We start from the raw sequence: 24211 nt of genomic DNA, 5'->3' as shown, positions 1-24211 counted from the left end.
AGGACAGTCCTTACGTAACCGGCCAGTAGTTCCCACTGATGGGAATCAAACGTCAGCAGGCCGGGTTGCTCTTCATCCTGCCCGCGAGCCAATGCCGCAATTGCTCGTCATAGCCGATCGGCGCGCTGCGCTGCCGCGGCTCCAGGACCTGACGTTGGGTTTCCAGCAGCGGAACGTCATCGGCGACGCGGACCAGTTGCGCGATGGCCAGCTGCCTGCTCGAGTACCCGGGATACGGGTAGAGCAGCAGCGACGTCGGCGTGTAACCGCCACCGTAGTTGAGCACCCGCAACGTCACACCGGCGCTGTCGCCCGACCGCAGCCGTTCGCCGAGCTCCGTCAGCCGGGACCGGTCATCGGGATGGAAGACGTCGACAGGCCGGAACAGATAATCCCACCGAACCCACGGCGCGGGATCGGTGAGCCAGTGCGAAATGCTGGTGTGCTCGAGTTGCACCACAGCCAGATGCGTACCCGCCCGGCGATGCGCCTCCCGCAACCCGATTCGCTCCAAGGTGGGCCACGCCGACGGCGCGTTTTCCGACGTCACGTCCTCGATCAGCCACCAAGCGCCGCGCGTGCGCTCGTCGTCGCGGGCGCGAATGGTGATCCGCCACTGGGCGGGGCGCCCGAACCCGTGCACCACGGTGGTGTCGAATTGCATCCGTTCACCGGGCTTGGGGTCATAGAGCAGATCGAGGACCTCCGCGTGCCGGTCGAAGCTCGATACCCGATGGAACAGTTCCGCGATCGACATTCTCGGGACGTACTGTTCGACGGTGCTGCCGGACAGTCGCGTGATGCCGCTGGGCTGCTGGATGGTCTGACTGCCCAGGTCCCAGATGGCGCCTACCGCCGGGCGCAACGTGGGTACCCGCTCGGACGCCGGACCGAGCCACAGCCGCACGGCGTGCACATCGCCGGCCGGGCCGAAGATCGGGCGGATGAGCAGTTGATGCTTCCCCGCGCGCGTTTGAATGGCCACGTCGACGTCCTGCGCTTGGTCGTGCGCGGTTTGAATCGCCTCCGTCAGTCCCGCGGTCGTGAGTTTGTCGTACAGCGCGGGCGTCTTGGACAGCGTTCGCTGCAACACCCGCTGCCAACTCGCGAACTCACGCGGTGCATCCCCCACCGACGCCACGGACATGCTGTCCGGCGCCAACGTCTCGATAGTCACCCATGGAATCACTGCGCCACTTCGCTTCGCACTTGCCCGTACCAGCCGTTCCTCCGGATCCGCTCCAACCCGGATGATCCAACATGTGACGTTAGGCAATGTACCGTTATTTAGCGGCTCAATCAACTCCCAACAGGCACGCCGCGTTGCTATGAAGTCTGCGGGACGTTCATCGAACACCGTGGGGATGTTCATTTTGTTCACGTTAAGTTCAGTGCCGATCGGGCCGAGACCGGCCCACGACCTGACGGCACACCGAGCGCAAACCGGCGGCAGCGACTCGATCAGCGGCGAAACACTACATGAGCGGCATTCGCGTAGCTAATCCTGCAGCTGGCTGAATCCCTCTCTCTCCATGGGATATACCGAAGTACGGAAAGGCGTCACGCACCGATGGATGCCGCCAGCACGCCGACGCCCGCGAGCACCGCGACATCGCCGAGCTCGGAAGGAATGACTCGCAACCCGGGCAGATAACTCAGTCTGGCGTGCGTGGCGACCGCCTCGCCCAGCGGTTTCCACAGCGCGGGACCGCCTTCGGCCATCGAGCCGCCGATGACGACGAGATCCATGTCGAGCAGCGCCGCGACCGATGCGACAGCTCGGCCGAGCGCCGTACCCGCTCGGCCGAGCGCGGCGGCGGGAATGGCTTCTCCCGCACGGCCGGCCGTTACGAGTTCCGGCACCGAGGTGCCGGTCCAACCCTGCTCCCGAGCCCAGCGCACCGCCGACGCCCCACCGGCAACGGCCTCCAGGCAGCCGCGCCCGCCGCATACGCAGCGTTCGTCGAAGCCGGGAACGAGAACATGGCCGACATGTCCCGCGTTGCCGGTCCGCCCGACCACCGTGAATCCGCCGACGACGACTCCGCCACTGATGCGGTCGGACACGGTGATCACCATGGCGTCCATCACCGTGTTCAGGACGCCCAGACTCCGCTCGGCGAGTGCCAGGCACGCCCCGTCCAGCGCGAGCTGAACCTTCGCCGCTGGAAACAACTTCCGCGCCGCGTCCACGATGGCGAAGCCTGTCCGCCACTCGGGCACCTCCGCGGGTGCGACAATGCCCGCCGCCATATCGATCGGCCCGACCGAGGCGATGCCGAGGGCGGTGACCTCTCCACCGCCCGCGGCTTCGAGCAGGATGTCCCGGCAACGGTCCCACGCGCCGGAGCTGGGGATCGGGATCTTCCGGATCTCGTCCGCCTCGACGTCGTCGGCCACTCGGCTCGCCGCGAACGTGGAAGACCCGATCTCCAGGGCCAGCAGTGTCATGATTTACGCACCGTTCGAGGGACTAGGCGGCAAAGGTTCACGGAGCATAGTCACAGACCGTCGGTTCCAGTCGGCTTCAGGGGCTGCCCGAGCACGATGTGCCGGCGGGGTGCGGGAAGGGTGGACACGGTGCGCAGTGGGCGAGGCCCATTGCGGATGATCCGCATGGGGCGTTTGTGGTCGATCGGGGCGGCACGGTGCCGGTCCAAGTTCTCGATGACGCCACCGGAGTTGTCATAGGCGACACCGGCCCAGATCATCGCGCGGGGACCGTCGCCGCGGGTCGTGAGGGTCTGCGCCAACTGCTGGCACTGCGCGAGCAGCGGGCAACTCTGACAGGTGCGCACTGCCGCTCTCCAGGCATCCGGGTTGCCGGTGTCCATGTCCCAGTTGTCGGGAACATCGGCGCACGGTGGCCGCAGGTTCGACTTTGCCGGAATCGACGAGATCTTTGCCGGTGCAATGGATCCCGTGTCCATCGGAAGGGTTCGCGTAATGCTCATAGCCATCTCCGGGGATGCCGAGCACACACCTCTGGCAGGTGCGTGGCCCATGGAACGGACGGTCATCAGGGCTGCTCAACAGTCCCCGGAACCCAGCCGCGATAAGCTGGTCTACGCACGGTAGCCCACTGTTGCCCAGCACACAACCTCTTGTGCCGCTATGTAACGGCTCGTTGACCTTGAAGCAACACCCAGCTACCGTTTTTAACGGCACGTTATGAAACGGAACGTTTTCCACGGAGGCACGACTATGGTTTCCTTTTAAACATGGCTGCAGACTCTGAATTCACGATCGACGAACTGGCACGGGCAGCCGACACCACCGTGCGCAGCGTCCGCGTGTACCACGAGCGAGGTCTTCTGCCCTCGCCGGAGGTGCGCGGGCGGATCGGGTACTACGGGTCGGACCACCTCAACCGGCTGCAAACGATCAGCCGCCTGCTGGGGCGTGGCATGAAGCTGAACGGGATCAGGGAGTTGCTGGAAGCCTGGGACCGCGGCGACGGACTCGCCGACGTGCTCGGGGTGAAGAACGCGAACGCAGCCGAAGCGGAGTCCGAAGCCACCACCGAACCTCAGGACAGCTACGCCGAGCTGCCGGACTACGCGAAGCAGGCATTGGCCTCCAGCGAGGATCCGCTCGAGGCCTACCGGGTCACCAACCCGCGGTGCTGCGATCTGGCCACTCGGCTCACCGACACCGGACTCCCGATGCAGGAGACCTTCCAGTTGGTCGAGCGCCTGCGCACCGACTGCGATCGCATCGCCGACCGCTTCGCCACCGAGTTGTTCTACCGGCTGGCCGGGCAGACCTACGAGGAATCCGCGCGGACCCCCCGGGACCGCACGAAGCTGGAGACCGACCTGGCGATCGCCCGGTTGATCGTCACCCGCGCCGCTTCCGAACTGATCGATCAGGCGTTCGCCCGCCACTCCGAGTTGCCGCCCTCCTCGGTGGCCTCCGGCCCCAAGGCGCAGGCCGAGCAGTAACAGCCGCGGCCGCTGCCTTCCGCGGCCGCCCGCTGTTCCGGTATTTCCATCCGGCACTGTCGAATATTTACGTAGACAAACGCGTTCACGTCTTTTGAGCAGCTCGCCGACAGCGGCGGGCCGAATGTCTCGTATCCCAGGTCTTGTTCGTCGAACACATTGGCCGGCGAATCGACGAAGTCACCTACGTATGACCTGTGCCGAAGAGTTGCCACAAGATGCCCGACGGCGGCCCCTTCGGCAGTGGCGATGCGAGACTTCCCCGGCGAACCCGGCACCTCTCGGGCGGCGCTCCGGTAGGGCGAACCCCCTCTGGCATACCTACGCATACCGATCCGAACGATCGAAGACGCCGAAGCGGAACAACAACCTGACGACGCGAACCCCCGCCCCCCGAACGATGGTCGGGGTGACAGGATTTGAACCTGCGACCCTCCGCTCCCAAAGCGGATGCGCTACCAAGCTGCGCTACACCCCGTGGCCCTCGCGGCGGCGGGGCGGCCGACGACGAGGATGATTACTCCGTGGAGCGGGTGACGGGAATCGAACCCGCACCATCAGCTTGGAAGGCTGAGGTTCTACCATTGAACTACACCCGCAGGCATACGACACCGATGGGATCGCCACGATGCCGTGTGCGATCCGACTGTACCGAACCCGGCTTCCGAAACGCCAATCAGCCCCCCGCGCAGCGAGATCTCGCAGGTTGCCCGCCGGAGCGCTCCGGGGTTGCCGCGTACAGTCTCGCACGGCGGTCCGGCCGGCGCCCGGCGGCGCGCTGACGGAAATTTTAGAGGTTATTTTTCATTGAAACTCTGGCGTGTCGGATTCCGGTGGGCGAAACTCGAACGACACGTGACGACCCCGTCGGGGAAGCGTGGCCCACCGCCACCTGTCACACCGGGAACTTCGCTCGAGGGAATTCCGATGAGGACCGCACGACTCGCCGTCACGGCCGACGCGCTCGGCGTGTCGCAGAGCTGCGCCCACCACACCCGGAGCGAAGGTCGGCGAGCCGCCCCGAGCACGAGTCCGTCCCGCGAATTGTCGGCTGATCGCGCGGCAACCCCGGCTCCGGACGCGCCGCCGCGGCGGCCGGTGACCCGACGCACCGCCCGGCAGCACACCGCGCGGCCGTCAGCACGGCTGTGGCCACCCGCAAGCGGCGCACACAGCGGCCCGCGCCGCGCCGGCGGGAAGACCACGAGCATGCGCCCACCGTCGCACGATCGCTCAGAACAATCATCGGGAACACGACACAGAAGACGAGGACCTTGCGTGCGGGAACAGATTCTCGTGAAACCCGCGGCGCGGGGTCGGTCCGGACGATCACCGTGGCGGGCGCACCGCGGTCCACACACCTCGTACAGCGTGTCGCCAGCGCGTCGCAGCGCGATTTTGCAGCGAACGAAAAACGGGTGTAACACCAACGCATCGGGAACGATCACATACCCGATCGCCATTCGCGAGGTATTGAGAACACGTTGCAAATCGCCGCTTTTCGATGCCGAGTGGCTTGCTAGGATCCTTTTTGCCGGACGGGGGTATCTGGAAAGGGGGCGGTGAGCGTGCGCCGAACCAGGTGGACACAACCGCGTAGCAGTGGGAACGATCAGGGTGACGCCGGCACCTGTGTCAGTACAGGGCACCTGGGTACCGACGTCGTCCACACCGGGTGAGTCCGATGTCGACCGACATCGAGCCCCCGGTAGCCGCCATGGCCCGAGCATGGGCCCGGGCGGTCTGCGCCGAGCCCGGTTGCGGCACGGCGCCCCAGCAGTTGGAGCCGGTGCTGGTGGAGATCGTCGAGCGCCTGCTCACGCTCGCCAGGTCCGAGCCCTTCCCGGTGCCCGAAGCACGGATGCTCGGGGCCAGGCTCGCCGAGGAGCCGTTCGACCGGATCCGGATGCTGGCGCAGGCCACGCGCTGGCTGCTCGGTTTCCCCTCCGGCGCGCCCGGTTCCCTGGTGGCCACACGCTGGCCGTTCATCGCCAGCCAGGCCATCGACAGTTACGCCCAGGCGCTGCAGGAGCGGGCGCTGGCACAGCAGGAGCAGAACCTCTCGGCCAAGGTGTCGTTGCGGGTGCAGGAGATCGCCGCGTTGCAGCACCGGCTGCGCCACGAAGCCACCCACGACGCGCTCACCGACCTGGCCAACCGGACGCTGCTGCAGGACAAGGTACGCATGATGGCCACCGACCCGACCCGCGGCGTCGGACTGCTGCTGATCGACCTGGACCGGTTCAAGCAGATCAACGACGGATACGGACACGCCATCGGCGACGAGGTGCTGGTCGAGCTGGCGAGCAGGCTGCGCGAAGCCTGCCCCCCGGACACGGTGATCTGCCGGTACGGCGGCGACGAGTTCGTGCTGGCGACCAATCCGCACCGCAACACCCTGGGCGACCTCGCACACCGGATCGTGGCCGCACTGCGGGACCCGGTCTGGTCGTCGGCTGGGCCGGTTCCGGTCTCGGCCAGCGTCGGCACCGCCTACAACCCGCCGGGTAGCCCGTTCGACTTCACCGATCTGCTCCGCCGCGCCGATCGCGCCATGTACTCGGCGAAGACGGCGGGCGGACGCCGCTTCGCCATCGCGGACGAGCCGGATATCGACACCGCCGTCGCGGGCTGATCGGTCCACGGCCGGCCGCCGTCCGGTCAGCTGGGCTGACAGGTGGGGCACCAGAAGAGATTTCGCGCCTGCATCACCTGATGGGCGATCAGCGTGCCGCACAGGCGGCACGGCGCGCCCGCGCGGCGGTAGACATAGGTGCGCGGACGATCGGGAGCATACGAGGGCTCGCCGTGATCGTGCTCGGGCCGCACCACGACCATCTTGCCGACGCGCACCCCCACCTTCATCAGCGCGAGGAGATCGGTCCACATCTCGGACCATTCGCCGACCGACAGATCCGTGCCGGGACGATGCGGCGAAATGTGATGCCGGAACAGCAGTTCGGCGCGATAGACGTTGCCGACCCCGGCGACCACCTGCTGGTCCATCAGCAGGGCGCCGATCGGTCTGCGCGAACGACGGATGCGCCGCCATGCACGGTCCGGGTCGGCGCCGCGCCGCAGCGGATCCGGGCCGAGCCGGTCGGTGAGCGCGGCGACCTCGGGCGGGAGCAGGATCTCGCACGCGGTCGGCCCGCGCAGGTCGGTGCCGAATCCCGGCTGCCCGTCCGGCCCGCCGAACAGGCGCATCCGGACCTGGCCCACCGGCTCCCCCATCGGCACCTCGGATTCGGTGAACGCTCCGTACAGGCCGAGGTGCACGTGCACGACCAGCCCGGAGTCGTAGTGGTGCAGCAGGTGTTTGCCCCACGCCTCGGACCTGATCAGCACCCGGCCGTCCACCCGGGCCGCGCCCTCGGCGAACTTGCCCTGCGGGCTGGATACGCGCACCACACCGCCCGCGAGGCGGCGCTGATGCAGCCGCGCGAGGCGGTGCAGCGTATGTCCTTCCGGCACAGCCGGTTACAATCGCGGGTCGCTCAGTACGCGGGAACCGCCGGGGCGACGCCGGTCTTCTCGTACTCGGCCAGGATGTCGATGCGCCGCTGGTGGCGCTCCTCGTCCGACCACGGGGTGGTCACGAACGCGTCCACGATGGCCAGCGCCTCCTCGGTCGAGTGCATCCGGCCGCCGATACCGATCAGCTGCGCGTTGTTGTGCTGGCGGGCCAGCTTCGCGGTCTCCACGCTCCAGGCCAGCGCGCAGCGAGCGCCGGGCACCTTGTTCGCGGCGATCTGCTCGCCGTTGCCGCTACCGCCGAACACCAGGCCGAGGCTGCCCGGGTCGGCGACGGTGCGGCGGGCCGCCTCGATGCAGAAGGCCGGGTAGTCGTCGAGCGCGTCGTATTCGAGCGCGCCGCAGTCGACGACCTCGTGACCCGCCTGCTCCAAATGGGCCTTGACGATGTTCTTCAGTTCGAAACCGGCATGATCGGCACCCAGGTAAACGCGCATGGCAGGCATTGTGTCAGGCGGCCGCGGCGCCGACGGCAAGAGGGCGTGCCCTACCGATCAACACCGCGCCGGGCCTGCGCGAATCGACTGATACGCCAGTTGTGTTCGCGGCCACACGGCCCGGTGACACGGCAGACGCACCGACCCCGTTCCCGGCAACTGAATAGAGTTCATCCCATGCAGCCGTTCGAACCCCAGCCGCCCGATCAGGCGGGCCGACAGGCCGACCCGTACGCCCCGCAGGGCGGGTGGGTCCCGGTTCAGGATTCGCCCGCCGCGTCCTCCGGCGGGCCGTACACCTCGGGCTCGTATCCGGCCGCACCCCCGGCTCCGTACCCGGCGCCGTACGGCTCCTACCCCGGCGTTCCTGTCCCGCCCCCGGCGCCGCCGCAGCGTCAGCCCCGCGGTCTATCGCCGTTCGGCATGCCCGCTCGGCACAGCTGGGAGATCCCGATGCTCGTCCTCGTGGTGGTGCTGACGGTGTTCGCCTATCTGATCGCGCTGCTGCTGCTGGCGACCGGCAACTTCGACCAGTACGTCCTGGCGTTCGCGGCCGCCCCGCTGCTGCTGTGGTTCGGTCGCGGCATCAACTACGCGAGCCAGCGGGTGAACGGCGTGAAGATGTCACCCACCCAGTTCCCCGAGGGCTACCAGCTGGTGGCGGACGCCGCCGCTCGCTTCGGCATGGCGAAGGTGCCCGACGCGTACGTCGTGCTCGGCAACGGCCAGATCAACGCGTTCGCCAGCGGACACGGCTTCCGGCGCTACGTGGTGGTCTACAGCGACCTGTTCGAGATCGGCGGCGCCGCACGCGAACCCGACGCGCTGGCATTCATCATCGGCCACGAGGTCGGCCACATCGCGGCCGGGCATACGTCGTACTGGCGGCAGCTGGGCATGTTCCTCGTACCGTTCCTGCCGATCATCGGCAGCAGTCTGATCCGTGCGCAGGAGTACACCGCCGACAACCACGGTTTCTGCAACCGGCACACCGGGGCGCCCGGCGCCATGGGCACCCTGGCCGCGGGCAAGTACATGAACAGGCTGGTCGGCTTCGACGAGATGGCCGATCGGGCGCCGTCGGAGAAGGGCTTCTTCGTCTGGATGGTGAACGCCCTGTCCAGCCACCCGGTGCTCACCTGGCGGATGTGGGCGCTGCGCGATCGCAGCAGGCACGGGAAGCTGTTCATGCGCCCCGAGCGGCCCAAGGGCGCCGGTGCGCCGATGGGCGGCTATCCGAGTTCCTACGGTCAGGTACCGGCGAGCCCGCCGAAATCCGTGCTCTGATCGGGGCGGGTGCCGACGAAGCCACCCGCCCCCCGCACTCAGTCGAACGACGGCGCTTCGGTCCGCGTGCGCTTCAGCTCGTAGAAGTGCGGGTAGGAGGCCAGCGCCACGGCACCGTCCCAGACCTTGCCCGCCTCCTCGCCGCGCGGAATCCGGGACAGGACCGGACCGAAGAACGCGGTGCCGTTGATGTGGATGGTCGGGGTGCCGACATCCGGTCCCACCTTGTCCATGCCCTCGTGGTGGCTCTTGCGCAGCGCCTCGTCGTAGTCGGTGCTCTCGGCGGCCGCGGCCAGCTCGGCGGGCAGACCCACCTCCGCCAGTGAGTCGGCGATCACCGCGGCGAGCGTCTCCTTGCTGGTCTCGCGTTCGTACTCCGCACGCCGATTGTGGATACGCGTGCCCATCGCGGTGTACAGCGGCGCGAGCACCTTGTCGCCGTGCTCCTGCGCCGCGGCGATCGCGACGCGGACCGGGCCCCAGCCCGTCTCGAGCAGTTCCTGGTACTGCGGGGACACGTCCTTGCCCTCGTTCAGCACCGCCAGGCTCATCACATGGAACCTGGTCTCGATGTCGCGCACCTGCTCGACCTCGAGGATCCAGCGGGACGTGATCCAGCACCAGGGGCACAACGGGTCGAACCAGAAATCGGCGACGTCCTTGGCAGCTTTGTCGGTCACGGGCGGCTTCCTCTCGATCGCATAAGACGGACGGCACGCACACGTCACCGCCCCTACCGAGCAACCATGGCGGCTCCCGATTCGTTCCCACCCGGCTCGCCGTTTTCCCGAGCCGCCCGGACGGCTGCCAGTAGGGTTGGTCGGCAGGAGCCTGGTTCCCTTCGGAGAAGGAGTCCGCTATGAGTTCTGACCAGCATTTCGTCATCGTCGGCGGCGGACTGGGCGCGGCCAAGATCGCGGAAGCGTTGCGAGCCAAGGATTTCGACGGAATCGTGACGCTGATCGGCGCCGAGGAGCACCTGCCCTACGAGCGGCCGCCGCTGTCGAAGGAGCATCTCGCGGGCAAGAAATCGTTCCCCGAGTTCATCGTCGATCCCGCGCAGTGGTACCGCGACCACCACATCGATGTCCGGCTCGGCACCACCGTCACCGGGCTCGACCCCGCAGCGAAGACGATCACCCTGCCCGACGGTTCCACACTGTCCTACGACAAGCTCGCGCTGGCCACCGGTTCCACGCCGCGAACGCTGCCCGTTCCCGGCGCCGACGCGCCCAACGTGTACACGCTGCGCACCATCGAGGATTCCGACACGTTGATCGAGCTGTTCGGCAGCGCGCGGCGGATCGTCATCATCGGAGCGGGCTGGATCGGCCTGGAGGTCGCGGCGGCGGCCCGCGCGGCCGGCGTCGAGGTGACCATCGTCGAACGCGGCGACCTACCGCTGCGGGCGGCGCTCGGTCCTGAGATGGGCCAGGTGTTCGCCGACCTGCACCGGGCCAACGGTGTCGACTTCCGGTTCGAGGCACAGGTCGAGGCGATCACCACCGAGGAGGCCATCGCGACCGATGTCGCCAACGGCGTCCGGCTCGCCGACGGCAGCACGATCGAAGCCGACGCGGTGCTGGTCGCCGTCGGCGCGCGCCCGAACGTGGAACTGGCCGCCGATGCCGGGCTCGCGGTGGACGACGGCGTGCTCGTCGACGAACGCCTGGCCACCAGTGATCCCGACATCGTCGCGGTCGGCGACATCGCCGCGCAACAGCACCCGGTTCTCGGCAGGCGGATTCGCGTGGAGCACTGGGCCAACGCACTCAACCAACCCGCGGTCGCCGCCGCCACCATGCTCGGCAAGCAGGCCGCCTACGACCGGCTGCCCTACTTCTTCACCGACCAATACGACCTGGGCATGGAGTACACCGGGTTCGCCGCGCCGGAGGAGTACGCCAAGGTCGTGGTGCGCGGCGACGCGGCGGCGCGCGAGTTCGTGGCGTTCTGGCTGGACTCGGCCGACCGCGTGCTCGCCGGGATGAACGTGAACGTCTGGGATGTGACCGACCGGATCAAGGAACTGATCCTGGCGGGCGAACCGGTCGATCCGGACCGGCTGGCCGACACGACGACGGATCTGTGACCTGGATCACTGAGAGGATGTGTCGAATCCGAATACCGGGCTCCGACCTCCTCGCGAGCGTCACCGAGGCGCTCCACACGGCCGAGCGCCGGAGGAGAGGAAACGAATCATGAAGTACATGCTGCTGAAGACCTACGGCCCCACCGCCTACTGCGACACACCGATCAACGAATGGTCCCCGGAAGAGATCCAGGCACACATAGACTTCCAGCGCGCACTAGGTGCACAGCTGGCCGAGGCGGGCGAGTTGGTGGACGCGCAGGGTTTGGCCGGGCCGGACGAGGCGCGCATCGTCAGTTCGGACGGGCGGTCGGCGCCGGTGGTCACCGACGGGCCCTTCCCGGAGACCAAAGAGTTCCTGGCGGGGTACTGGGTCGTCGATGTGGACAGCCCCGAACGGGCCTACGAGATCGCCGCGCAGGCCTCCGCCGCGCCCGGGCCGGGCGGTAAACCGATTGGCGAGTACATCGAAGTTCGCGCGGTGATGGGCGCCCCCGCCACCGAGCAATGAGCGACCGGCGTGCGGTGCCCGACGACACACCGCTCCCGGCGAGCACCGAGGACCTGCTGCGCGCACTGGCGCCGCAGGTCCTCGGAACGCTCGTTCGCCGGTTCGGCGACTTCGACACCGCCGAGGACGCGCTGCAGGAAGCACTGCTGGCGGCCGCGACCCGGTGGCCGCGGGAGGGCCTGCCGGACAATCCACGGGCCTGGCTGATCCAGGTCGCGCAGCGTCGCATGGCCGACGCCGTGCGTGCGGAGGTGGCCCGGCGCCGCAGGGAGACCACGGCCTTCGACCGCGAGGTGACCGATGCCGTCCCCGTGGACACCGACGACACGCTGACCATGCTGTTCCTGTGCTGCCACCCGGCGCTGTCGCCCGCCGCCGCCATCGCCCTGACGTTGCGCGCGGTGGGCGGGCTCGGCACCGACCGGATCGCCCGCGCCTTCCTGCTGCCGGAAGCGACGATGGCGCAACGGATCACCCGCGCGAAGAAGAAGCTGGCCACGGTCGAGCGCCCCTTCGCGCAGCCGGGTGACGTGCAGTGGCGGGAGCGGCTCGGCGCGGTCCTGCACGTGCTGTACCTGATCTTCAACGAAGGCCATACCAGCAGTTCGGGCCAGACGTTGCAGCGTACGGATCTGTCCGACGAGGCGATCCGGCTCACCCGGGCGGTGCACCGGCTGCTGCCCGAGGACACCGAGGTCGCCGGGTTGCTCGCGCTGATGCTGCTCACCGACGCCCGCCGCGCGGCGCGCACCGGGGCGCACGGCGAACTCATCCCGCTAGCCGAGCAGAACCGTGCGCTGTGGGATCGGGCGCTGATCACCGAAGGAACGACCCTGATCACCAGCACGCTGGCGGGCGGTTTGCGCGGGCCCTATCAGATCCAGGCAGCCGTCGCGGTTCTGCATGCGCAGGCCGCGCGCTCTGAGGACACCGAGTGGCCCAAGATCCTGGCGCTGTACGACCGCCTCGAACAGCTCTCGGACAATCCGATGGTGACGCTCAACCGTGCGGTGGCGACGGCGATGGTGGCGGGGCCGGAAGCCGGTCTCGCGCTGGCCGGGACACTCGACGCGCACCTGGCGAATACGCACCGGCTCGACGCCGTGCGCGGCCACCTGCACGAGATGGCCGGCGACCTCGACGCGGCCGTCGGTTGCTACACCAAGGCCGCCGCCCGCACGACGAGCGTGCCCGAGCGCGACTACCTCACGATCCGTGCGGCACGGCTACGCCACGACGTCCGCGCGAATCCGGCGAGGTGAGCGCTTCCTACCCGCTCACCCGGCGGTGTGGACGATCGACGGGAGCCCGGCTGGGTCCAGGACGCCCACCCCAGCCGCTCACCTGCCGGAGCCGAAGGCTGCACCGAAGCACGACCGGCGTCGACCGCATCACCCAGCGCTGCCGGGCGATGCGTAGGGCCACTCGCCGTGGACCCCGCAGCACGGCGGTGGCCGTGCGTTCATCGGGCACTGGTCGCTGCGACGACGCGCCGGGTGGTCGCGGGCGGACGTGACGCGCGGCCGGGGCAGACTACGCGTGTGGCAGACAAACACAGTGCCGGAGTCCTGGTGTTCCGCCGAAGCTCGAACGGAGCCGTCGAGGTGTTGCTCGGGCACATGGGCGGCCCGTTCTGGGCGCGAAAAGACCTGGGCGCGTGGTCGATTCCCAAGGGCGAGTACGAGCCGGAGACCGAGGACGCCCGTCTCGCGGCGAGCCGCGAGTTCACCGAGGAGCTGGGACTGCCGGTTCCGGACGGCACCTGGCTGCCGCTGGGCGAAGTGCGCTACGGCAGCGGCGCGGGCAAGAAGACCCTCACCGTCTGGGCCGTCGAGGGCGATCTCGACCCCGCTGCCGTCGTGCCGGGAACCTTTCAGCTGGAATGGCCGCCGCGCTCCGGCCGGTTCGCGGAGTTCCCCGAGATCGATCGCGCCGAATGGTTCGACGCGGCCACCGCACGCGACAAGCTGGTCGCGGGCCAGCGGCCATGCCTGGACCGGCTGGCCGAGCACCTGCCGGCCTGACCGCTAGCTCGACACGCCCGCCCAGGTCAGGCCGGTGATGAGCTCGTAGGCCTCGACATACTTCTGGCGCGTCGCCGCGACCACGTCGGCGGGGATCTCCGGGCCGGGCGGCTCCTTGTCCCAGCCGGTGGAGGTGGACCAGTCGCGGACGAACTGCTTGTCGAACGAGCGCTGCACCCGGCCCGGCTCCCATTCGTCAGCGGGCCAGAACCGCGAGGAATCCGAAGTGAGCACTTCGTCGCCGAGGGTGAGGACATCGCCGTCCCAGCCGAATTCGACTTTCGTGTCGGCGACGATGACGCCGCGTTCGGCGGCGTGCGCTGCGCCCCGGGTGTAGATGTGCAAGGTCAGCTCGCGCAGCCGCTCGGCGACCTCGCGCCCCTCCTGGTTCACCACGTCCGCGAAGGTGATCGCTTCGTCGTGCCCCTCGGAGGCTTTGGTGGTCGGTGTGAAGATCGGCTCGGGCAGTTTGTCGCCCTCGCGCAGCCCGGGCGGCAGCGCGACTCCGGAGACCGAGCCCGTGCGCCGGTACTCCACCAGCCCCGACCCGGTCAGGTAGCCGCGCGCGATGCACTCCACCTGCACCATCTTCAGCGGCTTGACCCGAATGCCGCGGCCGGCGAACTCGGCGGGCACGTCGGTGGCGGAGACCACGTGGTTGGGCACGTCGGTGAAGTACTCGAACCACCAGTTCGACAACTGCGTCAGCAGCGCGCCCTTGTCCGGGATCGGCGTCGGCAGCACCACGTCGTACACCGACACCCGATCGGACGCGACAAGCAACAGCGTGTCGCCGTCCTCGTACAGGTCACGCACCTTCCCGGCGTGCACATGCTTCAACGTCGAGCCTCCGAATCCGTGGTGGTGAACCTGCGCTGCACCAGGCAGAATACCGCCGCCGCCGGAGCGCGGCCGTCACGCCGTCGGTCTCGGCCGCGGTACCGGCCTGGCAGGGGCGGGTGTCACTAGGGTTGGTCGGGAAAGTCCCGCGCGGCCTGCCACACCGAAGTGGCATTGTGGTTGTCGCCCGTGCCAGTTCTTCGACCACGAAGGAGCCTTATGTCCGCACCCAACCTCACTCGCGACCAGGCGATCGAACGCGCCGCGACGGTTTCGGTCGAGAACTACCGCGTCGAGCTGGATCTCACCGACGGGGCGGGCAAACCGGGCGAGCAGACCTTCTTCTCCCGCAGCACCGTGACCTTCACCGCGACGCCAGGCGCGAGCACGTTCATCGACATCGTGGCGCGCGGCGTGCGCTCGGCGGTGCTCAACGGCACCGCCCTGGACGTCTCGGGCTACGACGAGTCGACCGGGATCACGCTGCCCGACCTGGCCGAGCGCAACGAGCTGGTGGTGGAGGCCGACTGCGAGTACTCGCACACCGGCGAGGGCCTGCACCGCTTCATCGACCCCGCCGACGACGCGGTGTACCTGTACTCGCAGTTCGAGACCGCCGACGCCAAGCGGATGTTCGCCTGCTTCGACCAGCCGGACCTGAAAGCCACCTTCGACCTCGCCGTCACCGCGCCGGAAGACTGGCAGGTCATCTCCAACGGCGCCGTCGTGCAGACGCTCGCGGCCGACCCGGGCAAGCACGTCTTCCGCACCACCCCGAAGATGAGCACCTACCTGGTCGCGCTCATCGCCGGTCCGTACGCCCAGTGGACCGACGTCTACACCGACGAGCACGGCAGCATCCCGCTGGGCATCTACTGCCGCGCATCGCTGGCCGAGCACATGGACGCCGAGCGGCTGTTCACCGAGACCAAGCAGGGTTTCGGCTTCTACCACGAGAACTTCGGCGTCCCGTACGCGTTCGGCAAGTACGACCAGCTGTTCGTCCCCGAGTTCAACGCGGGCGCGATGGAGAACGCGGGCGCGGTGACCTTCCTGGAGGACTACGTCTTCCGCTCCAAGGTCACCCGGGCGTCCTACGAGCGGCGCGCCGAGACCGTGCTGCACGAGATGGCGCACATGTGGTTCGGCGACCTGGTCACCATGAAGTGGTGGGACGACCTCTGGCTGAACGAGTCGTTCGCCACCTTCGCCTCGGTGCTGTGCCAGTCCGCGGCCACCGAATACACCAACGCCTGGACCACGTTCGCGAACGTCGAGAAGTCCTGGGCCTACCGGCAGGACCAGCTGCCCTCCACCCACCCCATCGCCGCGGACATCCCCGATCTCGCCGCCGTCGAGGTGAACTTCGACGGCATCACCTACGCCAAGGGCGCCAGCGTGCTGAAGCAGCTCGTCGCCTACGTCGGTCTGGAGCCGTTCCTGTCCGGTCTGCGCGCGTACTTCGCCGACCACGCCTACGGCAACGCCACCTTCGACGACCTGCTGTCGGCGCTGGAGAAGTCGTCCGGGCGCGACCTGTCCACCTGGGGCTCGCAGTGGCTGAAGACCACCGGACTGAACATCCTGCGCCCGGACTTCGAGGTGGACGCCGACGGGCGGTTCAGCTCGTTCGCGGTCGTGCAGGAGGGCGCGCAGCCGGGTGCCGGCGAGCGGCGCGTGCACCGTCTCGCCATCGGCGTCTACGACGACCAGGACGGAAAGCTGGTGCGCACCGAACGCGTCGAGCTCGACCTCGACGCCGCCGAGCGCACCGAGGTGCCCGCGCTGGTCGGTGTGCCGCGCGGCAAGTTCGTGCTGGTCAACGACGACGACCTCACCTACTGCTCGATCCGGCTGGACGCCGATTCGCTCGACGTGCTGGTCAACCGCATCGCCGACATCGCGGAGCCGCTGCCGCGCACGCTGGCCTGGTCGGCGGCCTGGGAGATGACGCGCCAGGCCGAGTTCCGCGCCCGCGACTTCGTCGCTCTGGTCGAACGTGGCGTCGGCGCCGAGAGCGAGATCGGTGTGGTGCAGCGGCTTCTCGTGCAGGCCAACACCGCGCTGAGCAGCTACGCCGATCCGGAGTGGGCCACGACCACCGGCTGGCCGGAATACGCGAACCGGCTGCTGGAGCTGGCCCGCGAAGCGGAGCCCGGCTCGGACCACCAGCTGGCCTTCGTCAACGCGCTGACCGGCGCGAAGTTGTCGGCCTGGCACACCGAGGTGCTGCGCGAACTGCTCGACGGTGATCCGGCGAAGGTCGGGTTGCCCGGCCTGGCGGTGGACACCGACCTGCGGTGGCGGCTGCTGTCCGCGCTCGCGGCGTCGGGCGAGATCGATGCCGACGGGCTGGACACGCCGGTCATCGATCAGGAGCTGTCCAACGACTCCACCGCCGCGGGCAAGCGCCAAGCGGCCGCCGCGGCGACGGCGCGTCCGATCGCCGAGGTGAAGGAGCAGGCGTGGGCGACGGTGATGGGTGACGACTCGGTGCCGAACATCACCGCCCGCTCGATCGTCGGCGGCTTCGCGCCCGCCGGACAGGGCGAGCTGCTCACGTCGTATGTGGAACGATATTTCGCCGAGGTCCCCGGCGTCTGGGAACGTCGCTCCAGCGAGGTCGCTCAGACCGTGGTGGTCGGACTCTACCCGCACTGGGCGATCAGCGAGGACGCGGTGGCCGTCGCCGACAAGTTCCTCGCGGGCGACCACCCTCCGGCGCTGCGCCGCCTGGTCAGCGAAGGCAAAGCGGGCATCGAACGCTCGCTGCGCGCCCGCACCTTCGACGCCCAGCCGTAAACGAAACCGGCGCGTCCACCCGATCGGGTGGACGCGCCGGATCACGATACGGACGGGAGCCGACCGCTACCTCCCGATCGCGGCTGCCATCACGCGCACCGCGGAGACCAGGCCGTCGATCAGCTGGCCCTGCCGGAACGAACTCAGCGCGGCGGTGACGCCGAGCTGGCAGACGCGGTCGTTCGCGCGGTCGGCGACTTCGCGGCCCGAGCGCACCTCGATCGCCTTGTCGTTGGGCGAGACGGCGATGAGCACCGAGTGCGCCGCCTCCGGCGTGCCGGGGAAGATCGCGTCCGCGCCCGCGGCCGGGTCCGCACCCAGATCGCCGATGTAGACGTTGAACCGCACCTTGGTCGCGCGGGTCGCCTCGGTGAGCACGTTGTCCATGGTGAGCCGCTCGTAATCGTCGAACGGCGCTTCCTTGAACACGTCGCCTGCCTCGTGCACGCCGGAGACGCGCCCGCTGCTGGTGATCGCGTATCCGTGCGGCAAATCGGCTTCGACCACCGCGGGCCACTTAGAACCTGCCACTTGCCCGTCCTCCGATCAGCTCCACCTCGGTGGACTCGATGGCCGCATGGTGTCCATGCGGCGTTTCCGGAAAGTGGTGACCCGAGCCGATCACCTCTTCAGTGGCACTCCACAGCACCGGCTGCTGGGTCCACTTCTGGCCGAGGGCGAAGTGGACCGGCTTCTCGCCAGGCAGTGGCTTACCGAGGAACGACAATCCGGCGATCACGCCGTAGATCACCAGCGGGATGCCGGCGAAGATCAGCACTGTCTCGAGAATGCTCACGGGTCAAAGGTAGACGATGCTCTGTAGTAGTTCTCCGTCCGGTCGAGCCGGGAGGCCGTCTGTGTCGACTCCACCCGGCTCGAGCTGGGACTTTTCGGCGTGCCTCAGACCAACCAGGCGGCCGAGTTCGGCGGCAACTGGCCGCCCTCGGCCGGCGCGCTGGCCAGCAGCACATCTCCCGGCGGTAACTGGATGGGCGCGTCGGAGGCGTTGAGTACGCAGACCAGTCCACCCGGACGGCGGAACGCGAGACAACCCGGCGGGCTGCCGTACCACTCGATCCGGTCCCCGGCGAACTCCGGCCGAACCGAGCGCAGTTCGATTGCCAGGCGATACAGCGACAACGTCGAGTCCAGCTCCTCCAGCTGCGCTTCGACGGTCAACGACGCCCAGTCGGGCGGGATCGGCAGCCACGGCGTCCCGGTGGTGAAACCGAACGGTGGCGCGGCGTCCTCCCACGGCAGCGGCACCCGGCAGCCGTCGCGGCCGCGCTGGGTGTGCCCGGAGCGCTCCCACACCGGATCCTGCAGCACCTCCTCCGGCAGGTCGTCGACGTTGGGCAGCCCCAGCTCGGAGCCGTTGTAGAGGAACACCGCGCCGGGCAGCGCGAGTTCCAGCAGGATCATCGCCCGCGCCCGCGCGACTCCGAGCGCGCCGCCGCCGTACCTGGTGACCTCGCGCTCGATGTCGTGGTTGGACAACGTCCAGGTCGGCACGGCGAAAACCGGTCCGACGGCGGCGAGCGAGTTGTCGATCGCGTCGCGCACCGCCTCGGCGTCGAACGCCGACTCCGCGAGCCGGAAGTTGAAGGCCAGGTGCAGTTCGTCGGCGCGCACGTACTCGCCGAAGCGGGTGTTGTCGTTCACCCACACTTCACCGATGAGCACCGCGTCGGGGTACTCGTCGACCACTTTGCGGATCCGGCGGTGGATATCGTGCACGGCGGGGTTGTTGAACCGCGGGTCGCTGTCGTCGTGCGCGAGCATGGCCGAGACGCTCAGCTCCGGCATGTCGGGCAGGCCGTCGGGCTTGGCCATGCCGTGCGCCACGTCGATCCGGAACCCGTCCACGCCCCGGTCGAGCCAGAACCGCAGCGTCTGCTCGAAATCGGCGGCGACCTCGGGGTTGGCCCAATTCAGGTCGGGCTGCTCGCGGGCGAAGATGTGCAGGTACCACTGGCCGGGCGTGCCGTCGGGTTCGGTGATCCTGGTCCAGGCGGGCCCGCCGAAGATGCTCGGCCAATTGTTCGGCGGCTGGGCGCCACCAGGCCCACGGCCGTCGCGGAAGATGTATCGGTCGCGTTCCGGGCTACCCGGAGCCGCCGCCAGCGCGGCGCGGAACCACGAATGCTGGTCGCTGGTGTGGTTGGGCACCAGGTCCATCGTCACCCGGATCCGGCGGGCGTGCGCTGCGGCGATCAGCGCGTCCATCGCGGCGAGCCCGCCGAAGAGCTCGTCGATGTCGCGCGGATCGGCAACGTCGTAGCCACCGTCGGCCATGGGCGAACGCATCACCGGACAGATCCACAGCGCGTCGACGCCGAGCAGTTCGAGATAGCCGAGTTTGTCCCGGACGCCGCCGAGATCACCGACCCCGTCGCCGCTCGAGTCCGCGAAGGATCTCGGATAAACCTGGTAGAACACGGCCGACCGCCACCACGGTTGCGTGGTGGGATCCACCGGCGCCTTTAAGGCTGGTGCATCACTCACATCCGCAATAGTGCCAAAGTTTTGTGGTGAAAGCCCCCAGGCGACGCGCGGCCGCGAACTGCGGGCAAACATTCAGCACCGCAGCCTGACGCGGTGAAAATATCGCCGCTGCCACGGCTCTCGGCGGCAACGCCCTCGTCACCTGTTGTTCATCAGCGAATTCACCGCGACCTCAACGCGGTAGAAAACACATTTCCGGCGAGCTCGTCCGGCCAACGGCGATCACCTTGTCAGAAAGGCGCGTTCACCAAGGAGTTGGCCGCCATCTCCAGGTAGTCCAGCAGCGTCTTGCGGTGCTCGTCGTCCAGCGTCTCCGGCTCGATCTCCGCGACCGCGATACGCATGCACCGCAGCCACGCGTCCCGCTCGATCGGCCCGATGGTGAAGGGCATGTGCCGCATGCGCAGGCGCGGGTGGCCGCGCTCGTCGGAGTACGTGCGCGGACCGCCCCAGTACTGCTCCAGGAACATCCGCAACCGGCGCTCCGCAGGGACCAGATCCTCTTCCGGATAGAGCGGGCGCAGCACCTCGTCGGCGGCCACCTCACGATAGAACGTCGCGACAAGCCGCCGGAACGTCTCCGCCCCACCGACCGCCTCGTAGAACGACGTCGCCGTTTGCTCGCCCGAAGTCATAGACCCTCTCGATTCACCGGATGCGCCGGTGTCCATTGTGCCCGCGCCGGAGCACCGCCGCCGCACTGCCCTTGCGCCGCCGCTCGGCAACCCGAGCAACGCCCCGAAATGGCACTTCAGCCACAGTTAACCGGACATTGTCGAAAATCACCGTGCATCGCCCGACATTCCATGGTCAACTGGGGGACAGTCTCTGCTTTGCAGATACCACATGATCCTGCCAATCATGAAATCGAGGTCGAGATGAAGCAGCGGCACAGCGCCCGGTCACACGAGGCGCGAGCACACCGACAACTCCAGCCCGCCGACGTCCACAATCGTGGGTCGGGGGCTACTCCGCTGCACATCTTGTCCGAACATCATCCGGGTGGACATCGTGGCCATCACGACCACGGCCCCCGCCCCACCGCCCCGCCAGCCGAGGGCACGAACTGGCTCAAGACCAGGGTGTTGCTGTTGAACGCCACCTACGAGCCGCTCACCGCTTTGTCCGCGCGCCGCGCGATCGTCCTCCTCATCTGCGACAAGGCCGACGCCGTTCACCACAACGACGAAGGGCCGGTAGTGCACTCCGCCGAGACGTCGGTGGTCATTCCGTCGGTGATCCGCCTGCGCAGCTACGTCCACGTCCCATACCGGGCCCGGGTCCCGATGACCAGGGCGGCCCTCATGCACCGGGATCGCTATCGATGCGGTTACTGCGGCGGCAAAGCCGAGACCATCGACCACGTCATCCCGCGTAGCCGCGGCGGGGAGCATTCCTGGGAGAACTGCGTCGCCAGTTGCGCGCCGTGCAACCACCGCAAGGCCGACAAGCTGCTCAGCGAGCTGGGCTGGACGCTGCGATCTCCACTGGTCTCACCGAAGGGCCCGCACTGGCGCCTGCTATCCACCACCACGGAACTCGACCCCGTGTGGTTGCAGTATCTCGGCGAAGGCGCGGCCTGACCGGTCAGGTGTACTCCACCACCAGCGTCGCCCAGGTCGGCGATGCCAGCGCTTCGAACACGTGCGGCCGATCGCCCGGGTAGGCGATGTAGTCGCCGGGGTGTAGTTCGACGGGCGCGTCGACCGGGCCGACCAGCGCGCGACCCTCGGCGAGCAGCACGTGCTCGACCACCCCGGCGATATGCGGGTCCGATCGGCGCGCATGCCCGGGTTCCGCGGTGATGCGAAACAGGTCGCGGCGGGAATTGGCGGGCCCGGCCGCCAGCAGGGTCGCCCGGTACTCCGATTGCTCGGCCGCGACCACGGGGCCTTCCCCGGCGCGGATGACGTGCACGCTCGGACGCGGCGGGTCCAGCAATCGGGAGAACGGCATGTCCAGCGCGACGCACAGCGCCCACAACGTCTCCAGACTCGGGTTCCCGGCTCCCGATTCCAGTTGCGACAACGTCGATTTCGCGATGCCCGCCCGGCTGGCGACCTCGCTCAACGACAACCCGGCCCGCGTGCGCTCGCGGCGCAGCGCGGCGGCGATCACCGCCTGGGGTGTGGTCGTCGCGTCCTGCCGCGTCATTCCGACAGAAAACCACATTGACGAAGCGCCGCGCCATGTTCACTATAAACAACATGCGTTCGATATGGCGAACACTGGATCGGGACACACTGGCGGGTATCGGGGCGGTGCTGCTCGCCGTCGGCGTGATCGGGATCTCCTACGGAGCGACCGCGGTGGGCGCGGGCTTTCCGGTCTGGCTGCCGATCCTGCTCGGATGCGTGGTGCTCGCCGGGAGTTCGGAGTTCCTGTTCATCGGGATTGTCGCCGCGGGTGGTAGCCCGATCGCGGCAGTGCTGGCGGGTTTGCTGGTGAATGCGAGGCATGTGCCGTACGGCTTGTCGATTCCCGACGCGGTCGGCACGGGATGGCGCAGACCGCTGGGCGTCCATCTGATGAACGACGAGTCCGTCGCCATGACCATCGCGCAGTCCGACACACACCGCAGGCGAGCCGCGTACTGGATCACCGGCGCGGGTGTGCTTCTGGCCTGGCCCGGTGGCGCGGCCATCGGAGCGTTGATCGGATCGGTGGTCACCGACACCTCGGTGCTCGGACTCGATGCGGTGTTTCCCGCGGTTCTGCTCGCCTTGGTGCTGCCCGCCCTGCGTGACCGAACCACCCTCGCGGCGGTGTGCGTAGGCACCGCGATCACGCTGATCAGCGCTCCGTTCCTGCCCACGGGACTGCCGGTGCTGCTCGCCCTGTCCGGAGTGCTGGTCGCGGCACGGGAGAAACCGGAACCAGCGACCACAGCGGGAGCGGCGTGATGCTGGCCGCCGGAATCGTCGCCCTGGCCGCGGGCACCTATGCGTTCCGCTGGGCCGGTCCCGCGTTGCGCGACCGAGTGCGCCCTCCGGCGCGCGTGGTGCGCCTGCTGGAGATCGCCGCCGTCGTACTGCTGACCGCACTGGTGGCGGTGACCACGCTGCCGCTGGGCACCACGAGCCTCGGATTCGCCGTGCCCGCAGGCGTTCTCGTCGGCGGCGTGCTGGCCTGGTTCCACCGGCCCATCCTGGTGGTGATTCTCGCCGCCGCCGCGACGACGGCACTGCTTCGCCTGATCGGCGTCTCCTGACCGACCGGATCACTGTCCCTGCCACCATGCTTCGCCCACGAGGGCGGCGCCGTCCCCTCCTGCCGACGGCGCCGCCTATCTCATCGATCGCTCCCGGGAGGTCAAGTGCTACCGGGTATTTCGTCCATGCCCCTTACGCCCTGCACACCAGCGAAGTTCGTCGCGTGCGGCGGCGGTAACGCGGCGGGGAAGCCGGCCGCATCCGCTCTCGAGTCGTCAACTGATCCGGCGGCAGCGAATCGACCCGAGCGACAGGAGAATTCGCGGGAATTTGCGGACTCCGAGCCCGGCCCACCTTCGGCTCGTGGCGCGGTCATTGCGCCAGCAGGGGAATCCCCCCACCGATGCGGCGAGCGACGGAACCGTAGCGGGCGTCGAGCCGCAGCCATGTCCTGGTCGCACGGACGCGCACGATCTCGGCGGGCGGGATGCGGCGCGGATCGGCCTTATCCCCCGAGTGGGGAATGAAATCCATCGCCGTGAGCGCGAAGACGACCCGCATCGGCACCTGCACCTGGGTGCCCGCGCCGGACACGGTCAGCACCGTTTGATCCAGCAGCGAGGCGGGCGGACCGTGGCCGCTGCCGTGTTCCTTCGCCAGCTGCGCACCCTGCTCGGCGAGTTCGACCAGGGTGCGTGCCGGCACGTCCTCGACGTGCGAGAAACCGTCCGTCGGCGGCAACGCGCCACGCCACGCGGAGTCCATCGAGTATCCGAGGTCGATCGGACTTCCGCTCGCCGATCCGGCCAGCACGACCTCGGCGCCGACCGTCACGTCGTCGACGCCGAGTTCGGCGACCACGGTGCGCATCGCCAGCGCCTCGAAGCCCGTCGCCACCCAGGCGGAGACGTAGTTCTCCCCGCGACGGCGCAGGCGCACCACCGCCGCCGGATCCAAGCGCACGGCCCTGGTCAGGAACGTGGCGAGATTCTCCCGCTCCGCGGGATCGGGCACGTGCAGTACCCGTTGTTCCGATATCACGGCTGCTCCACCGTCATCATTCGACGATCACCGACGCGGGTC

At 68.5% G+C, this 24211-nt stretch carries 24 protein-coding genes and 2 tRNA genes; 11 read left to right on the top strand and 15 right to left on the bottom strand.

Going from position 1 to position 24211, the window contains the following annotated elements:
- Positions 1-52: 52 nt before the first annotated feature.
- From ON19_RS07665 to ON19_RS38735, 3 genes are all read right to left on the bottom strand, one after another.
- A complete protein-coding gene (locus tag ON19_RS07665) occupies positions 53-1177 on the bottom strand; it encodes a GAF domain-containing protein (protein ID WP_043688654.1) in 1125 nt (374 codons plus the stop codon).
- A gap of 383 nt (positions 1178-1560) precedes the next feature.
- A complete protein-coding gene (locus ON19_RS07660) occupies positions 1561-2451 on the bottom strand; it encodes an ROK family protein (RefSeq protein ID WP_043688576.1) in 891 nt (296 codons plus the stop codon).
- A gap of 50 nt (positions 2452-2501) precedes the next feature.
- Positions 2502-2954 carry a hypothetical protein gene (locus tag ON19_RS38735; RefSeq protein WP_157229617.1) on the bottom strand — a complete coding sequence of 151 codons (453 nt, stop codon included), beginning with the start codon at positions 2952-2954 and terminating at the stop codon, positions 2502-2504.
- A gap of 267 nt (positions 2955-3221) precedes the next feature.
- Between ON19_RS38735 and ON19_RS07650 the strand changes: the two genes are divergently transcribed.
- Positions 3222-3944, top strand: coding sequence for a MerR family transcriptional regulator (locus ON19_RS07650; RefSeq protein ID WP_051168626.1), 723 nt, complete (start codon positions 3222-3224; stop codon positions 3942-3944).
- A gap of 401 nt (positions 3945-4345) precedes the next feature.
- Here the strand turns inward: ON19_RS07650 and ON19_RS07645 are convergent.
- Positions 4346-4422 (bottom strand) — tRNA-Pro (locus tag ON19_RS07645).
- Between the two features lie 47 nt (positions 4423-4469).
- Positions 4470-4543 (bottom strand) — tRNA-Gly (locus ON19_RS07640).
- Positions 4544-5628: 1085 nt separating this feature from the next.
- Between ON19_RS07640 and ON19_RS07635 the strand changes: the two genes are divergently transcribed.
- Positions 5629-6579 carry a GGDEF domain-containing protein gene (locus ON19_RS07635; protein WP_043688575.1) on the top strand — a complete coding sequence of 317 codons (951 nt, stop codon included), beginning with the start codon at positions 5629-5631 and terminating at the stop codon, positions 6577-6579.
- Between the two features lie 26 nt (positions 6580-6605).
- On the opposite strand, the gene ON19_RS07630 is transcribed toward ON19_RS07635, so the two are convergent.
- Both ON19_RS07630 and ON19_RS07625 read right to left on the bottom strand, forming a co-directional pair.
- Complete coding sequence (locus ON19_RS07630; RefSeq protein WP_043688574.1) at positions 6606-7418, bottom strand: Fpg/Nei family DNA glycosylase; 813 nt, start codon at positions 7416-7418, stop codon at positions 6606-6608.
- Between the two features lie 23 nt (positions 7419-7441).
- On the bottom strand, positions 7442-7915 hold the full coding sequence (locus ON19_RS07625) for a ribose-5-phosphate isomerase (protein WP_043688573.1): 474 nt from the start codon (positions 7913-7915) through the stop codon (positions 7442-7444).
- A gap of 177 nt (positions 7916-8092) precedes the next feature.
- Here ON19_RS07625 and ON19_RS07620 point away from each other — a divergent pair, with 177 nt between their 5' ends.
- Positions 8093-9202, top strand: a complete 1110-nt coding sequence (locus ON19_RS07620; RefSeq protein ID WP_043688572.1) for a M48 family metallopeptidase — start codon at positions 8093-8095, stop codon at positions 9200-9202.
- Between the two features lie 38 nt (positions 9203-9240).
- On the opposite strand, the gene ON19_RS07615 is transcribed toward ON19_RS07620, so the two are convergent.
- Positions 9241-9882, bottom strand: a complete 642-nt coding sequence (locus ON19_RS07615) for a mycothiol-dependent nitroreductase Rv2466c family protein (protein ID WP_043688571.1) — start codon at positions 9880-9882, stop codon at positions 9241-9243.
- A gap of 179 nt (positions 9883-10061) precedes the next feature.
- Here ON19_RS07615 and ON19_RS07610 point away from each other — a divergent pair, with 179 nt between their 5' ends.
- The 4 genes from ON19_RS07610 to ON19_RS07590 all read left to right on the top strand — a co-directional run bounded on the left by ON19_RS07610 (position 10062) and on the right by ON19_RS07590 (position 13829).
- Positions 10062-11294, top strand: coding sequence for an NAD(P)/FAD-dependent oxidoreductase (locus ON19_RS07610; RefSeq protein ID WP_043688570.1), 1233 nt, complete (start codon positions 10062-10064; stop codon positions 11292-11294).
- Positions 11295-11403: 109 nt separating this feature from the next.
- Positions 11404-11805 carry a YciI family protein gene (locus ON19_RS07605; protein ID WP_174377672.1) on the top strand — a complete coding sequence of 134 codons (402 nt, stop codon included), beginning with the start codon at positions 11404-11406 and terminating at the stop codon, positions 11803-11805.
- Complete coding sequence (locus ON19_RS07600) at positions 11802-13067, top strand: RNA polymerase sigma factor (protein ID WP_051168625.1); 1266 nt, start codon at positions 11802-11804, stop codon at positions 13065-13067. Before ON19_RS07605 ends, ON19_RS07600 begins: the two co-directional genes overlap by 4 nt.
- 279 nt (positions 13068-13346) lie before the next feature.
- Positions 13347-13829 (top strand): NUDIX hydrolase, encoded by a 483-nt coding sequence (locus ON19_RS07590; RefSeq protein WP_043688649.1) that lies wholly within the window; start codon positions 13347-13349, stop codon positions 13827-13829.
- A gap of 3 nt (positions 13830-13832) precedes the next feature.
- Here the strand turns inward: ON19_RS07590 and ON19_RS07585 are convergent, their stop codons facing one another.
- Complete coding sequence (locus ON19_RS07585) at positions 13833-14669, bottom strand: phosphoribosylaminoimidazolesuccinocarboxamide synthase (protein WP_043688568.1); 837 nt, start codon at positions 14667-14669, stop codon at positions 13833-13835.
- Between the two features lie 219 nt (positions 14670-14888).
- Between ON19_RS07585 and pepN the strand changes: the two genes are divergently transcribed.
- A complete protein-coding gene (gene pepN, locus ON19_RS07580) occupies positions 14889-17471 on the top strand; it encodes an aminopeptidase N (protein ID WP_043688567.1) in 2583 nt (860 codons plus the stop codon).
- 66 nt (positions 17472-17537) lie between these two features.
- Here pepN and ON19_RS07575 read toward each other — a convergent pair whose 3' ends face one another.
- The 4 genes from ON19_RS07575 to ON19_RS07560 all read right to left on the bottom strand — a co-directional run bounded on the left by ON19_RS07575 (position 17538) and on the right by ON19_RS07560 (position 20611).
- Positions 17538-18002 (bottom strand): DUF5130 domain-containing protein, encoded by a 465-nt coding sequence (locus ON19_RS07575; protein WP_043688566.1) that lies wholly within the window; start codon positions 18000-18002, stop codon positions 17538-17540.
- Complete coding sequence (gene ctaJ / locus ON19_RS07570) at positions 17989-18267, bottom strand: aa3-type cytochrome oxidase subunit CtaJ (protein ID WP_043688565.1); 279 nt, start codon at positions 18265-18267, stop codon at positions 17989-17991. The genes ON19_RS07575 and ctaJ overlap by 14 nt, the downstream gene beginning before the upstream one ends.
- Positions 18268-18371: 104 nt before the next feature.
- Complete coding sequence (locus tag ON19_RS07565) at positions 18372-19976, bottom strand: glycoside hydrolase family 13 protein (protein WP_372478623.1); 1605 nt, start codon at positions 19974-19976, stop codon at positions 18372-18374.
- A gap of 230 nt (positions 19977-20206) precedes the next feature.
- Complete coding sequence (locus ON19_RS07560; RefSeq protein ID WP_043688563.1) at positions 20207-20611, bottom strand: globin; 405 nt, start codon at positions 20609-20611, stop codon at positions 20207-20209.
- Between the two features lie 243 nt (positions 20612-20854).
- Here ON19_RS07560 and ON19_RS07555 point away from each other — a divergent pair, with 243 nt between their 5' ends.
- Positions 20855-21559 carry an HNH endonuclease gene (locus ON19_RS07555; protein WP_174377671.1) on the top strand — a complete coding sequence of 235 codons (705 nt, stop codon included), beginning with the start codon at positions 20855-20857 and terminating at the stop codon, positions 21557-21559.
- A 4-nt stretch (positions 21560-21563) separates the two neighbouring features.
- On the opposite strand, the gene ON19_RS07550 is transcribed toward ON19_RS07555, so the two are convergent.
- Complete coding sequence (locus ON19_RS07550) at positions 21564-22130, bottom strand: helix-turn-helix domain-containing protein (RefSeq protein ID WP_043688561.1); 567 nt, start codon at positions 22128-22130, stop codon at positions 21564-21566.
- A 53-nt stretch (positions 22131-22183) separates the two neighbouring features.
- Between ON19_RS07550 and ON19_RS07545 the strand changes: the two genes are divergently transcribed.
- The gene (locus ON19_RS07545; RefSeq protein ID WP_043688559.1) at positions 22184-22879 is read left to right on the top strand and encodes an AzlC family ABC transporter permease; all 696 of its coding nucleotides are present in this window, start codon (positions 22184-22186) and stop codon (positions 22877-22879) included.
- Positions 22879-23187, top strand: a complete 309-nt coding sequence (locus ON19_RS07540; protein WP_043688558.1) for an AzlD domain-containing protein — start codon at positions 22879-22881, stop codon at positions 23185-23187. Before ON19_RS07545 ends, ON19_RS07540 begins: the two co-directional genes overlap by 1 nt.
- 313 nt (positions 23188-23500) lie before the next feature.
- On the opposite strand, the gene ON19_RS07535 is transcribed toward ON19_RS07540, so the two are convergent.
- Positions 23501-24166 carry a DUF8185 domain-containing protein gene (locus tag ON19_RS07535; protein ID WP_043688648.1) on the bottom strand — a complete coding sequence of 222 codons (666 nt, stop codon included), beginning with the start codon at positions 24164-24166 and terminating at the stop codon, positions 23501-23503.
- Between the last annotated feature and the right edge of the window lie 45 nt (positions 24167-24211).

The organism is Nocardia abscessus NBRC 100374 (genome assembly GCF_000308455.1).
In the GTDB taxonomy this organism is placed as follows: Bacteria; Actinomycetota; Actinomycetes; order Mycobacteriales; family Mycobacteriaceae; genus Nocardia; species Nocardia abscessus.
The sequence above is the reverse complement of the archived record's forward strand: the minus strand, read 5'-3'. Positions and strand labels throughout refer to the sequence as shown.

Bases quoted from the DNA above. Each gene is read 5' to 3' on its own strand.
- ON19_RS07660 (WP_043688576.1), bottom strand. From the start codon at position 2,451: ATGACACTGCTGGCCCTGGAGATCGGGTCTTCCACGTTCGCGGCGAGC.
- ON19_RS38735 (WP_157229617.1), bottom strand. From the start codon at position 2,954: ATGAGCATTACGCGAACCCTTCCGATGGACACGGGATCCATTGCACCG.
- ON19_RS07650 (WP_051168626.1), top strand. From the start codon at position 3,222: ATGGCTGCAGACTCTGAATTCACGATCGACGAACTGGCACGGGCAGCC.
- ON19_RS07635 (WP_043688575.1), top strand. From the start codon at position 5,629: ATGTCGACCGACATCGAGCCCCCGGTAGCCGCCATGGCCCGAGCATGG.
- ON19_RS07625 (WP_043688573.1), bottom strand. From the start codon at position 7,915: ATGCGCGTTTACCTGGGTGCCGATCATGCCGGTTTCGAACTGAAGAAC.
- ON19_RS07620 (WP_043688572.1), top strand. From the start codon at position 8,093: ATGCAGCCGTTCGAACCCCAGCCGCCCGATCAGGCGGGCCGACAGGCC.
- ON19_RS07610 (WP_043688570.1), top strand. From the start codon at position 10,062: ATGAGTTCTGACCAGCATTTCGTCATCGTCGGCGGCGGACTGGGCGCG.
- ON19_RS07605 (WP_174377672.1), top strand. From the start codon at position 11,404: ATGAAGTACATGCTGCTGAAGACCTACGGCCCCACCGCCTACTGCGAC.
- ON19_RS07600 (WP_051168625.1), top strand. From the start codon at position 11,802: ATGAGCGACCGGCGTGCGGTGCCCGACGACACACCGCTCCCGGCGAGC.
- pepN (WP_043688567.1), top strand. From the start codon at position 14,889: ATGTCCGCACCCAACCTCACTCGCGACCAGGCGATCGAACGCGCCGCG.
- ON19_RS07560 (WP_043688563.1), bottom strand. From the start codon at position 20,611: ATGACTTCGGGCGAGCAAACGGCGACGTCGTTCTACGAGGCGGTCGGT.
- ON19_RS07555 (WP_174377671.1), top strand. From the start codon at position 20,855: ATGAAGCAGCGGCACAGCGCCCGGTCACACGAGGCGCGAGCACACCGA.
- ON19_RS07550 (WP_043688561.1), bottom strand. From the start codon at position 22,130: ATGACGCGGCAGGACGCGACGACCACACCCCAGGCGGTGATCGCCGCC.
- ON19_RS07545 (WP_043688559.1), top strand. From the start codon at position 22,184: ATGCGTTCGATATGGCGAACACTGGATCGGGACACACTGGCGGGTATC.
- ON19_RS07540 (WP_043688558.1), top strand. From the start codon at position 22,879: ATGCTGGCCGCCGGAATCGTCGCCCTGGCCGCGGGCACCTATGCGTTC.